Origin of the sequence: Streptomyces sp. 15-116A, from assembly GCF_025290915.1 — a bacterium.
In the GTDB taxonomy this organism is placed as follows: domain Bacteria; phylum Actinomycetota; class Actinomycetes; order Streptomycetales; family Streptomycetaceae; genus Streptomyces.
This window is the reverse complement of the sequence record NZ_JAOCQE010000217.1, coordinates 1-11,224: the sequence shown is the minus strand read 5'-3', so window position 1 is coordinate 11,224 and position 11,224 is coordinate 1. Positions and strand designations below refer to the sequence as shown.

General features: G+C 71.9%; 14 protein-coding genes and 1 pseudogene. 11 read left to right on the top strand and 4 right to left on the bottom strand.

Features of this window, described 5'->3' with window-relative positions; genetic code table 11:
- A pseudogene (locus N4P33_RS26485) lies at positions 1–199 on the bottom strand (hypothetical protein); the annotation flags it as partial.
- 143 nt (positions 200–342) lie between these two features.
- A complete protein-coding gene (locus N4P33_RS26480) occupies positions 343–1,920 on the bottom strand; it encodes an oxidoreductase (protein ID WP_260829298.1) in 1,578 nt (525 codons plus the stop codon).
- Positions 1,921–2,111: 191 nt separating this feature from the next.
- Here N4P33_RS26480 and hisD point away from each other — a divergent pair, with 191 nt between their 5' ends.
- The 8 genes from hisD to hisF are packed head-to-tail and all read left to right on the top strand — an operon-like array spanning position 2,112 to position 7,833.
- Positions 2,112–3,437: a histidinol dehydrogenase gene (gene hisD / locus N4P33_RS26475; protein ID WP_260829296.1), complete on the top strand. Its 1,326-nt coding sequence runs from the start codon at positions 2,112–2,114 to the stop codon at positions 3,435–3,437.
- Entirely contained in the window at positions 3,434–4,540 is a 1,107-nt protein-coding gene (locus tag N4P33_RS26470) for a histidinol-phosphate transaminase (protein ID WP_260829294.1), read from the top strand. Before hisD ends, N4P33_RS26470 begins: the two co-directional genes overlap by 4 nt.
- Complete coding sequence (gene hisB / locus N4P33_RS26465; protein ID WP_260829293.1) at positions 4,537–5,130, top strand: imidazoleglycerol-phosphate dehydratase HisB; 594 nt, start codon at positions 4,537–4,539, stop codon at positions 5,128–5,130. Before N4P33_RS26470 ends, hisB begins: the two co-directional genes overlap by 4 nt.
- Positions 5,127–5,285, top strand: a complete 159-nt coding sequence (locus N4P33_RS26460; RefSeq protein ID WP_260829292.1) for a hypothetical protein — start codon at positions 5,127–5,129, stop codon at positions 5,283–5,285. Before hisB ends, N4P33_RS26460 begins: the two co-directional genes overlap by 4 nt.
- 1 nt (position 5,286) lies before the next feature.
- On the top strand, positions 5,287–5,928 hold the full coding sequence (gene hisH, locus N4P33_RS26455; protein WP_260829291.1) for an imidazole glycerol phosphate synthase subunit HisH: 642 nt from the start codon (positions 5,287–5,289) through the stop codon (positions 5,926–5,928).
- Positions 5,928–6,656 (top strand): bifunctional 1-(5-phosphoribosyl)-5-((5-phosphoribosylamino)methylideneamino)imidazole-4-carboxamide isomerase/phosphoribosylanthranilate isomerase PriA, encoded by a 729-nt coding sequence (gene priA, locus N4P33_RS26450; RefSeq protein ID WP_260829290.1) that lies wholly within the window; start codon positions 5,928–5,930, stop codon positions 6,654–6,656. Before hisH ends, priA begins: the two co-directional genes overlap by 1 nt.
- Positions 6,653–7,072 (top strand): RidA family protein, encoded by a 420-nt coding sequence (locus N4P33_RS26445; RefSeq protein ID WP_260829289.1) that lies wholly within the window; start codon positions 6,653–6,655, stop codon positions 7,070–7,072. Before priA ends, N4P33_RS26445 begins: the two co-directional genes overlap by 4 nt.
- Before the next feature lie 5 nt (positions 7,073–7,077).
- A complete protein-coding gene (hisF, locus tag N4P33_RS26440; protein WP_260829288.1) occupies positions 7,078–7,833 on the top strand; it encodes an imidazole glycerol phosphate synthase subunit HisF in 756 nt (251 codons plus the stop codon).
- 3 nt (positions 7,834–7,836) lie between these two features.
- Here the strand turns inward: hisF and N4P33_RS26435 are convergent, their stop codons facing one another.
- Together N4P33_RS26435 and N4P33_RS26430 are read right to left on the bottom strand one after the other, a co-directional pair.
- Positions 7,837–8,235, bottom strand: a complete 399-nt coding sequence (locus tag N4P33_RS26435; RefSeq protein ID WP_260829286.1) for a VOC family protein — start codon at positions 8,233–8,235, stop codon at positions 7,837–7,839.
- Between the two features lie 27 nt (positions 8,236–8,262).
- Positions 8,263–8,898 (bottom strand): TIGR03085 family metal-binding protein, encoded by a 636-nt coding sequence (locus N4P33_RS26430; RefSeq protein WP_260829285.1) that lies wholly within the window; start codon positions 8,896–8,898, stop codon positions 8,263–8,265.
- A gap of 74 nt (positions 8,899–8,972) precedes the next feature.
- Between N4P33_RS26430 and hisI the strand changes: the two genes are divergently transcribed.
- The 3 genes from hisI to N4P33_RS26415 form a co-directional block, all read left to right on the top strand.
- Positions 8,973–9,374, top strand: a complete 402-nt coding sequence (gene hisI, locus N4P33_RS26425) for a phosphoribosyl-AMP cyclohydrolase (RefSeq protein WP_399030146.1) — start codon at positions 8,973–8,975, stop codon at positions 9,372–9,374.
- Positions 9,375–9,385: 11 nt separating this feature from the next.
- Positions 9,386–10,879: an anthranilate synthase component I gene (locus tag N4P33_RS26420; RefSeq protein WP_260829283.1), complete on the top strand. Its 1,494-nt coding sequence runs from the start codon at positions 9,386–9,388 to the stop codon at positions 10,877–10,879.
- A gap of 41 nt (positions 10,880–10,920) precedes the next feature.
- Positions 10,921–11,224, top strand: a 304-nt coding sequence (locus N4P33_RS26415) for a TIGR02234 family membrane protein (RefSeq protein WP_260829282.1), incomplete at its 3' end; no start/stop codon positions are given.

Genomic DNA, 11,224 nt, shown 5'->3' with positions numbered 1-11,224 from the left:
TGGCCGCCAGCAGGTCGGCGGCGGGGGCGTGGTCGCCGTGCGCGGCGCCGACCAGCGCCGGGCCCAGCACGTCGTCGGGCGCGTCGAGCAGCACCTCGTCGTCGGCGGGCAGCACGGTGGTGCCGGTGGGCGCGGGGGCCGTCTTCGCCGTCTTTCCTCGCACCCTGGGTGTGCGGGTGAACGCGTGCAGCAGAGCCATGGTGCCGACCATTGAAAGTCCGCTGGTCACAGCCGCGCCAGAGGCTTCGGCGAAGTCGCGGAAGGTTGTACGCCGGTCGGTCAAGGGCGGGTAAAACAAAGGCGGGTAAAACAAAGGCGGGTGAACAGAGACGCACAGCACACCTAGCTCCGCCGCAGCGCCCGCGTCGCCCCCGCCGCCACCGTCGTCGCCAGGATCCAGCCCAGCAGGATGAACGCCGCCGCCAGCCACTGCCAGCCGCCGCTCAGCTGCCAGAATCCCACCTGGCCCAGGTCGATCACCGGCAGCAGCAGGTCCAGGGCGAACAGGGACGGGTTCCAGGCCGGGTGCTCGCCCGCCTTGAGCGGCGGATGGTCGGCACGGGCGAAGGCCACCGATCCGGCGGCCCACAGCACCGCCATCCAGATCGCCGCCCGGCCCGGCCGGTACCCGTAGGCGACCGTCCAGTCCTGTGCGTAGCCCCACAGCTTGGCGGCGAGGGGCAGGCTCTCGCGGCGCCGGCGCTGCTTGGCGAGCAGGACCTCGCGGGCGTCCTCGTCCTCGCCGCCCGCCCGCAGCACGGCGGCCAGCCGCTCGTACGGCTCCGGGGTGTACTCGGCGCTCGCCGCCGCCACCCACTTCAGCCGCTCGGCCAGCGGGAACGGCCCGCGCGGCACCAGGTTCTCGTAGGTGAAGCCGTTCATCTGCAGCCGGCCGGGGCCGGGCCAGCTGTCCGCCCGGTCCATCAGATTGACCACCCGCGCGCCCGACAGCACCACCCGCCCGCGCACCGGCCGCTCCCCGAGGAAGCGCAGCTCCGGCGTCTGCACCCGGCGCAGCGACAGCTCCTGCTCGTCGGTGAAGGTGAACCGGGCCCGCTCGAAGTCCACCGCGTCCCCGAACCGCCCGTCGTCCAGCCGCACCCCGCCCTGGCACTCGAAGCGCTGGATCCGCGTCCCGCGCGCCGGGGTCATCCCGCTTCTGGCCTGGGCGCCGAGCCCCGCCGGGGTCAGATACAGCGAGCGCTCCACGGTCAGCTGCGGCGCGTTCAGCGCGTGCCGGGTGTGCGGGTTGAGCAGGCGGGCGCCGCGCAGGCTCAGCGAGACGCCTATCGTGGCGCTGCGCAGGCTCAGCTCGCCGTGCGACTGCAGCAGCTCCGCCTGGAGGTCCTGGCCGACGGTCATGCCGTCCGCGGCGATCGAACGGCCGCTGCGGTCGCGGTGCACCACCGCCTGGTTGAGCATCAGGTCCGTGCCGATCTTGGCGTCGGTGAGGCGTATGCCGCCCAGGAAGCGGCAGCGCGGCAGATGCAGATCGCCCTCGGTGTGCAGCCGGGCCGCCTCCAGACGCGGCACCGAGCAGTCCACCAGCCGCACCGTGGTGAAGCGGGCCTCCGGCAGCAGCACGTCCCGCTCGAACCGGCAGCCGCGCATCTCCACGTACGGCACCACCGTGCCGCCCGCCAGATCCAGCACGCCGCTGACGAGCACCCCGGCCAGCTTCAGGGAGGACACCCGGCCGGCCAGCGCGGGCGGGCCGTCCAGGAGCAGCCAGCACACGACCCGCGCGCGTACCGTGCGCTCGGGCCCCCAGGGATGGCCCCCGTGCGGATCGTCGACGACCGTGTCCCCGCTGCTCAGGTCGTACACGCTGCCGTTGCGGAACGCCTGCCACATCCCCGCCTCCACGGCGGTCAGGTCCTCCGGCGGCTCCCCGGCGCCCGGTCCCGCCCCAGTGGTCACGGCCTCCCCCTCCTCCCCGGCTACGCGCGGGTTTCTCTCTTCGTACAGCCGTTCTGCCCCGTGCGGTGACCACTTGAACACGGAAAGTGAAGTCGATCGCGTCGGCATGCGCGGACCGTGACCGGCGACGCGCGTATCAGCCATTGGAACGGGCGGACGGCTCACCGCACCGGTCTGAGAGAATTGACCACGTGATCTCCCGAATCGATCTGCGCGGCGACGCCCTCCCCGAGGGCCCCGCCCTGCGTGACCTGCTGCCCCGTGCCGACTTCGACGTCGCGGCCGCCCTGGAGAAGGTGCGTCCCATCTGCGAGGCCGTGCATCATCGTGGCGACGCGGCGCTGATCGACTTCGCCGAGAAGTTCGACGGCGTACGGCTGGAATCCGTCCGGGTCCCCGCCCAGGCGCTCACCGACGCGCTCGAGCAGCTGGACCCCGCCGTGCGCGCGGCCCTGGAGGAGTCCATCCGCCGCGCCCGGCTCGTCCACCGCGAGCAGCGCCGCTCCACGCACACCACCCAGGTCGTCCCCGGCGGCACGGTCACGGAGAAGTGGGTGCCCGTCGACCGCGTGGGCCTGTACGCGCCCGGCGGCCGCTCGGTCTACCCGTCCTCCGTGATCATGAACGCCGTCCCGGCGCAGGAGGCCGGCGTCCCGTCGGTCGCGCTCGCCTCCCCGGCCCAGGCCGAGTTCGGCGGATTGCCGCACCCGACGATCCTCGCCGCCTGCGCGCTGCTCGGCGTGGACGAGGTGTACGCGGCCGGCGGCGCCACCGCCGTCGCGATGTTCGCGTACGGCACCGAGTCCTGCCCGCCCGCGAACATGGTCACCGGCCCCGGCAACATCTGGGTCGCCGCCGCCAAGCGCTACTTCACCGGGAAGATCGGCATCGACGCCGAGGCCGGCCCCACCGAGATCGCGGTCCTCGCGGACTCCACGGCCGACCCGGTGCACGTCGCCGCCGACCTGATCAGCCAGGCCGAGCACGACCCGCTGGCCGCCTCCGTGCTCGTCACCGACTCCGTGGAGCTCGCGGACGCGGTGGAGAAGGAGCTCCAGCCGCAGGTCAAGGCAACCAAGCACATCGACGACCGGATCGTCCCGGCCCTGACGGGCAAGCAGTCCGCCATCGTGCTCGTCGACGGCATCGAGGAGGGCCTGCGCGTGGTCGACGCCTATGGCGCCGAGCACCTGGAGATCCAGACCGCCGACGCCGCCGCCGTCGCCGACCGGGTGCGCAACGCGGGCGCGATCTTCGTCGGCCCCTGGGCGCCCGTCTCGCTCGGCGACTACGCGGCAGGCTCCAACCACGTCCTGCCCACCGGCGGCTGCGCCTGCCACTCCTCGGGCCTGTCCGTGCAGTCCTTCCTGCGCGGCATCCACATCGTCGACTACACCGAGGACGCCCTGGCCGAGGTCGCGCACCATGTGGTGACGCTGGCGGAGGCGGAGGATCTGCCGGCGCACGGCGCGGCGATCAAGGCGAGGTTCGGCTGGAAGGTACCCGAAGGCAAGTGACAGGCATCGACGATCTCCCCGTACGGGACGAGCTGCGCGGCAAGTCCCCCTACGGCGCGCCCCAGCTGGACGTCCCCGTACGGCTGAACACCAACGAGAACCCCTATCCGCTGCCCGAACCGCTGGTCGAGCGGATCGCCGAGCGGGTGCGCGACGCGGCCCGCACGCTCAACCGCTACCCCGACCGGGACGCGGTCGAGCTGCGCACGCGCCTCGCCGAGTACCTGACCCGGACGTCCGGCTACCCGGTCGGCGTCGAGAACGTGTGGGCGGCCAACGGCTCCAACGAGGTCATCCAGCAGCTGCTGCAGACCTTCGGCGGGCCGGGCCGCACCGCGATCGGCTTCGAGCCGTCGTACTCGATGCACGGCCTCATCGCCCGCGGCACCGGCACCGGCTGGATCTCCGGGCCCCGGGGCGACGACTTCACCATCGACCTCGCCGCCGCCGAGAAGGCGATCGCCGAGAACCAGCCCGACGTCGTCTTCATCACCACCCCCAACAACCCCACCGGCAACGCGGTCCCGCCCGAGACGGTCCTCGCGCTGTACGAGGCGGCGCAGGCGGCCAAGCCGTCGATGGTGGTCGTGGACGAGGCGTACATCGAGTTCAGCCACGGCGACTCGCTGCTGAGGCTGCTGGAGGGCCGCCCGCACCTCGTCGTCTCGCGCACCATGTCGAAGGCGTTCGGCGCGGCCGGGCTGCGCCTCGGCTATCTCGCCGCGCACCCGGCGGTGGTGGACGCCGTCCAGCTGGTCCGGCTGCCCTACCACCTCTCGGCGGTCACCCAGGCGACCGCGCTGGCCGCGCTGGAGCACACCGACACCCTGCTCGGCTATGTCGAGCAGCTCAAGGCCGAGCGGGACCGGCTGGTCGCCGAACTGCGCGCCATCGGCTACGAGGTGACCGAATCGGACGCCAACTTCGTGCAGTTCGGGCGGTTCGAGAACGCCCACGAGGCCTGGCAGCAGATCCTCGACCGGGGCGTCCTGGTCCGGGACAACGGCGTACCGGGGTGGCTGCGGGTCACCGCCGGGACCCCGGAGGAGAACGACGCGTTCCTCGACGCGGTACGGGACATCAAGAAGGAGCAGAGCGCATGAGCCGCACAGGACGCGTGGAGCGCATCACGAAGGAGACCTCGGTCCTCGTCGAGATAGACCTCGACGGCACCGGGAAGACGGAGATCTCCACCGGGGTCGGCTTCTACGACCACATGCTCGACCAGCTCGGCCGGCACGGTCTGTTCGACCTGACCGTGAAGACCGAGGGCGACCTGCACATCGACTCCCACCACACCATCGAGGACACCGCCCTCGCGCTCGGCGCCGCCTTCAAGCAGGCGCTCGGCGACAAGGTGGGCATCTACCGCTTCGGCAACTGCACGGTCCCGCTGGACGAGTCCCTCGCCCAGGTCACCGTCGACCTCTCCGGCCGCCCCTACCTCGTGCACACCGAGCCCGAGAACATGGCGCCGATGATCGGCGAGTACGACGTGACGATGACCCGGCACATCCTGGAGTCCTTCGTCGCCCAGGCGCAGATCGCCCTGCACGTGCACGTGCCGTACGGGCGCAACGCGCACCACATCGTGGAGTGCCAGTTCAAGGCCCTCGCCCGCGCCCTGCGCTACGCCTCCGAGCGCGACCCGCGCGCGGCCGGCATCCTCCCCTCCACGAAGGGCGCGCTGTGAACGGTCTGTCCACCGTCCTGATCGTGGTCGGCCTGTTCTTCCTCGGCGGGGTGATCTCCTTCGTCAAGCAGAAGATGCCGAAGAGCCTGATCGTGCTGCTGTCGATCGGTGCCGCGATGTGTCTCGCCGCGGGCATCCTGAGACTGGAGGTGTGAGATGAGCACCACCAAGAAGGTCGTGGTCTTCGACTACGGCTTCGGCAACGTGCGTTCGGCCGAGCGTGCCCTCGCCCGCGCGGGCGCCGACGTCGAGATCACACGTGACTTCGACAAGGCGATGAACGCCGACGGCCTGCTGGTGCCCGGCGTCGGCGCCTTCGCCGCCTGCATGCAGGGGCTGAAGGAGGCGCGCGGCGACTGGATCGTCGACCGCCGCCTGGCCGGCGGCCGCCCGGTCATGGGCATCTGCGTCGGCATGCAGATCCTGTTCGCGCGTGGCATCGAGCACGGCGTCGAGACCGAGGGCCTGGACGAATGGCCCGGCACGGTCGGGCCGCTCGAGGCCGACATCGTGCCCCACATGGGCTGGAACACCGTCGACATCGCCCCCGGCTCCGAACTGTTCGCCGGTCTGGACGCCGACGCCCGCTTCTACTTCGTGCACTCCTACGCCGTCCACGACTGGCAGCTTCAGGCGCACAACCCGGCGATGCAGGCGCCCAAGGTCACCTGGTCCACGCACGGCAAGCCGTTCGTGGCCGCCGTGGAGAACGGCGCGCTGTGGGCCACCCAGTTCCACCCCGAGAAGTCCGGCGACGCCGGTGCCCAGCTGCTGAACAACTGGATCGGAACCCTGTGATGGCTGCCAAGCTCGAACTCCTCCCCGCCGTCGACGTCCGCGACGGCCAGGCCGTCCGCCTCGTGCACGGCGAGTCCGGCACCGAGACCTCCTACGGCTCCCCGCTGGAGGCCGCCCTCGCCTGGCAGCGCTCGGGCGCCGAGTGGCTGCACCTGGTCGACCTGGACGCCGCGTTCGGCACCGGCGACAACCGCGAGCTCATCGCCGAGGTCACCAAGGCGATGGACATCAAGGTGGAGCTGTCCGGCGGCATCCGCGACGACGACACGCTCGCCGCCGCGCTCGCCACCGGCTGCACCCGCGTCAACCTCGGCACCGCCGCCCTGGAGACCCCCGAGTGGGTCGCCAAGGTCATCGCCCAGCACGGCGACAAGATCGCCGTCGGTCTCGACGTACGCGGCACCACCCTGCGCGGGCGTGGCTGGACCCGCGACGGCGGCGACCTCTACGAGACGCTGGAGCGCCTCAACTCCGAGGGCTGCGCCCGCTATGTCGTCACCGACATCGCCAAGGACGGCACCCTCCAGGGCCCCAACCTGGAGCTGCTGAAGAACGTCTGCGCCGCCACCGACCGCCCGGTCGTCGCCTCCGGCGGCGTGTCCTCGCTGGACGACCTGCGGGCCATCGCCGAACTGGTCCCGCTCGGTGTCGAGGGCGCCATCGTCGGGAAGGCCCTGTACGCGAAGGCGTTCACCCTCGAAGAGGCCCTGGAGGCTGTGTCCCGATGACATCCGAAGCCGTACGGCGCGTGCAGAGCGGAAATCCCTGGGAAGAGTCCTTCGGTTTTGCACGTGCCGTCGCGGCGGGGGACCGGGTCCTGGTGGCGGGCACGACCGCGTTCAAGGGCGATGTGCTCTACGGCGACGGCGACCCGTACGAACAGGCCAAGGTCGCCTTCACCAACGCGCTGGAGGCCATCGGCGAGTTCGGGCTCGGCGTCGAGTCCGTGATCCGCACGCGCGTGCACCTCGCCCACGCCCGGGACGTCGACGCGGCCGGCCGGGCCCACAAGGAACTGTTCGACCGGGTCCGTCCGGTCACGACCGTGCTGGTGGTCGAGGGCTTCGTCGACTCCCGCGTACTGGTCTCAGTGGAACTCGAAGCATTCCGAGGACACCTCGGGCGAACCTCTAAGGAGCCGTGACTTCCATGACCCTGGCGGTCCGAGTCATCCCCTGCCTGGACGTGGACAACGGCCGGGTCGTCAAGGGCGTCAACTTCCAGAACCTGCGCGACGCGGGCGACCCCGTCGAGATGGCCAAGGTGTACGACGCCGAGGGCGCCGACGAGCTGACGTTCCTGGACATCACCGCCTCGTCCGGCAACCGGGAGACCACCTACGACGTGGTGCGCCGCACCGCCGAGCAGGTGTTCATTCCGCTGACGGTGGGCGGCGGCGTCCGCACCGCCGAGGACGTCGACAAGCTGCTGCGCGCCGGCGCCGACAAGGTGGGCGTCAACACGGCGGCCATCGCCCGGCCCGAGCTGATCCGCGAGATCGCCGAGCGCTTCGGCCGTCAGGTCCTGGTCCTGTCGGTCGACGCCCGCCGCACCGAGTCCGGCAGCTTCGAGGTCACCACCCACGGCGGCCAGCGCGGCACCGGCATCGACGCCGTCGAGTGGGCGCACCGGGCCGCCGAACTGGGCGCCGGCGAGATCCTGCTCAACTCCATGGACGCCGACGGCACCAAGGACGGCTACGACCTGGAGATGATCAGCGCGGTCCGCAAGCACGTCACCGTGCCGGTGATCGCCTCCGGCGGCGCCGGCAAGCTCGCCGACTTCCCGCCCGCCGTCGCGGCCGGCGCCGACGCGGTCCTGGCCGCCTCGGTCTTCCACTTCGGCGACCTGCGCATCGGCCAGGTCAAGGACACCCTCCGCGAGGCGGGCCACCCCGTCCGCTGAGGCTCAGCCCACCGGCTGGGCCAGCTGGATCAGGTTGCCCACCGTGTCGTCCAGGACGGCCGCGAGCACCGGACCCCGCTCCTGGGGTTCCTCCACGAAGTGGACGCCCTCCCCGCGCAGCCGTTCGTACTCCGCGCGGAGGTCGTCCACGGAGAAGACGATGGCGGGCAGCCCCGCCTCGCGCACCGCCCTGCGGTACGGCTCGGCGATGGGGCCCTGGCCGGGCTCCAGGAGCAGCTCCAGATCCGGCTGCGCCCCGTCCCGCGCGCCCACCGTGACGAACAGCGTGCCGCCGCCCAGATCCATCCGGGTACGGGTCTCGAAGCCGAGGACATCGGTGTAGAAGGCGTGTGCCTTCGCCACGTCGTCCACGTACACGCTGGTCATGGCGACCTTGATCATGAGGGGGCCTTTCGGGTCGTGCGGCGATCAGATCCCGAGCTGCTTGCTCTCGTGCAGCTTGGCGATCGCGTCCTCGTCGCCCTCCAGCTCGACCTCGGCCGCGCTCTGCCGGCCGTAGGCGAACAGCACCAGCTCCGACGGCGCCCCGGTCACCGTGACCACCGGGGTGCCGCGCCGGGCCACCGCCGTCTGACCGTCCGGGCGGCGCAGCACCAGGCCCGTCGGCACACCCCGGCCCATCAGCCGGGCCGTGCGCTCCAGCCGCGCCCACAGCGCGTCCTGGAACACCGGGTCGAGTTCCCGCGGGGACCAGTCGGGCTGGGCGCGGCGGACGTCCTCGGTGTGGACGTAGAACTCGACGATGTTGGACAGCTCGTCGACCTGCTTGAGGGAGAACGGCGAGAAACGCGGCGGGCCGGTACGGATCAGCTGGATCAGCTCCTCGTACGGCTTGTCGGTGAACTCCGCCATGACACGGTCAAGGCGCGACGCCAGCTGCTTGATCAGGATGCCGCCGGCGGCGTCGGGGCGGCGCTCGCGCACCACCACGTGCGCCGCGAGATCCCGGGTCGTCCAGCCCTCGCACAGGGTCGGGGCGTCGGGGCCCGCGGTCTCCAGAAGATCGGCCAGGAGAAGTCGTTCACGCTTCGCATGGGTCGACATGCCTGCCAGCCTACGGCCGCCCCACCGGTCCGGACAGTGGACGCGCGCCGGGCGGACCCGCCCGGCGCGGCACAATGGTCCGCATGACCAGCCAGTCCCGGCCCAGCGGCCTCGACCCGGAGATCGCCGCCCGGCTCAAGCGCAGCCCCGACGGCCTCCTGCCCGCCATCGCCCAGCAGTACGACACCGGGGAGGTGCTGATGCTCGGCTGGATGGACGACGAGGCCCTGCACCGCACCCTCACCACCGGCCGCTGCACCTACTGGTCGCGCAGCCGCCGGGAGTACTGGGTCAAGGGCGACACCTCGGGTCACTTCCAGTGGGTCAAGTCCGTCGCCCTCGACTGCGACGCCGACACGGTCCTCGTCAAGGTCGACCAGATCGGCGCCGCCTGCCACACCGGCGCCCGCACCTGCTTCGACGCCGACGTGCTGCTCAAGGACGCGGACATCGGCGTACCCCCTTCGGATCAGTAAGGTCAGGCGTCATGGACCTCGAGACGTTCCGCAAGCTCGCCACCGACCGCCGGGTCATCCCGGTCACCCGCAAGCTCCTCGCCGACGGCGACACCCCGGTCGCGCTGTACCGCAAGCTCGCCGCCGAGCGCCCCGGCACCTTCCTGCTGGAGTCCGCGGAGAACGGACGCTCCTGGTCCCGCTACTCCTTCGTCGGCGTACGGTCCGCCGCCACCCTCACCGAGCGCGACGGCGAGGCCCACTGGCAGGGCGTCCCGCCCGTCGGCGTCCCCACCGACGGCGACCCCCTCGCCGCGCTGCGCGCCACCCTCGAGGCGCTGCACACCCCGCGCGACCTCGCCCACGACCTGGGCCTGCCGCCCTTCACCGGCGGCATGGTCGGCTACCTCGGCTACGACATCGTGCGCCGCCTGGAGAAGATCGGCCCCGGCGAGCGCGACGACCTGAGGCTGCCCGAGCTGACGATGCTGCTCACCAGCGACCTCGCCGTGATGGACCACTGGGAGGGCGCCGTCTGGCTGATCGCCAACGCGATCAACCACAACGACCTGGAGACCGGCGTCGACGAGGCCTACGCCGACGCCGTGGCCCGCCTCGACGCCATGCAGGCCGACCTCACCCGTGCCGTCGCCCAGCCCCCGGCCGTGCTGCCGCCCTCCGAACTGCCCGACTACACCGCCCTGTGGGGCGGCCCCGACTTCCAGACGGCCGTCGAGGACATCAAGGAGCGCATCCGCGCCGGCGAGGCCTTCCAGGTCGTCCCCTCCCAGCGCTTCGAGACCCCGTGCACGGCCACCGCGCTGGACGTCTACCGGGTGCTGCGGGCCACCAACCCGTCGCCGTACATGTACCTGTTCCGCTTCGACGGGTTCGACGTCGTCGGCTCGTCCCCCGAGGCCCTGGTGAAGGTCGAGGACGGGCAGGCCATGGTGCACCCCATCGCCGGGACCCGGCACCGGGGCGCCACCCCGCAGGAGGACCAGGCCCTCGCCGACGAACTCCTCGCCGACCCCAAGGAACGCGCCGAGCACCTCATGCTCGTCGACCTCGGCCGCAACGACCTCGGACGGGTCTGCGAGCCCGGCTCGGTCGAGGTCGTCGACTTCATGTCCATCGAGCGCTACTCGCACGTGATGCACATCGTCTCGACGGTGACGGGACGCGTCGCCGCGCAGCGCACGGCCTTCGACGTCCTCACCGCCTGCTTCCCGGCCGGCACCCTCTCCGGCGCGCCCAAGCCGCGCGCCATGCAGATCATCGACGAACTCGAACCGTCCCGGCGCGGCCTGTACGGCGGCTGCGTCGGCTACCTCGACTTCGCCGGCGACTCCGACACCGCCATCGCGATCCGTACGGCCCTGCTGCGCGACGGCACCGCGTACGTCCAGGCCGGCGCGGGGATCGTCGCCGACTCCGACCCGGTCGCCGAGGACACCGAGTGCCGCAACAAGGCGGCGGCGGTGCTGCGGGCCGTTCACACCGCGAACCGGCTGGGAACGGCGTGAGACGAACCCCGGGTGACGGTTCGCCCGGGGTTCAGGCGATAGTGGATGACGTGACTGCTGTACCTCACCCCCGTTCCGAAGCCGCAGGACCCGCACGCGCCGGGCGGCTCAGCCTGGCCGCCGCCCTGCTCAGCGGCGCCCTGGGCGCGGCCGTGGCCCTGCTCGCCACCCGGCAGCAGTGGACCGAGGGCACCGCGACGGTGGCCGGCGGCGCGTTCCCCCTGACCGCCAAGGGCAGCGACGTCACCGGCGTCCCCGCCGCCCTGGCGATAGTCGGCCTCGCCGCGCTCGTCGCCGTCTTCGCCGTCCGCCGCGCCGGGCGCGTCGCCGTCGCCGCGCTGCTCG

What these genes read in the sequence shown, in the direction of transcription:
- hisB (WP_260829293.1), top strand. Translation starts at nt 4,537, where the DNA reads ATGAGCCGCACAGGACGCGTGGAGCGCATCACGAAGGAGACCTCGGTC.
- hisH (WP_260829291.1), top strand. Translation starts at nt 5,287, where the DNA reads ATGAGCACCACCAAGAAGGTCGTGGTCTTCGACTACGGCTTCGGCAAC.
- priA (WP_260829290.1), top strand. Translation starts at nt 5,928, where the DNA reads ATGGCTGCCAAGCTCGAACTCCTCCCCGCCGTCGACGTCCGCGACGGC.
- N4P33_RS26445 (WP_260829289.1), top strand. Translation starts at nt 6,653, where the DNA reads ATGACATCCGAAGCCGTACGGCGCGTGCAGAGCGGAAATCCCTGGGAA.
- hisF (WP_260829288.1), top strand. Translation starts at nt 7,078, where the DNA reads ATGACCCTGGCGGTCCGAGTCATCCCCTGCCTGGACGTGGACAACGGC.
- N4P33_RS26435 (WP_260829286.1), bottom strand. Translation starts at nt 8,235, where the DNA reads ATGATCAAGGTCGCCATGACCAGCGTGTACGTGGACGACGTGGCGAAG.
- N4P33_RS26430 (WP_260829285.1), bottom strand. Translation starts at nt 8,898, where the DNA reads ATGTCGACCCATGCGAAGCGTGAACGACTTCTCCTGGCCGATCTTCTG.
- hisI (WP_399030146.1), top strand. Translation starts at nt 8,973, where the DNA reads ATGGTCCGCATGACCAGCCAGTCCCGGCCCAGCGGCCTCGACCCGGAG.
- N4P33_RS26420 (WP_260829283.1), top strand. Translation starts at nt 9,386, where the DNA reads ATGGACCTCGAGACGTTCCGCAAGCTCGCCACCGACCGCCGGGTCATC.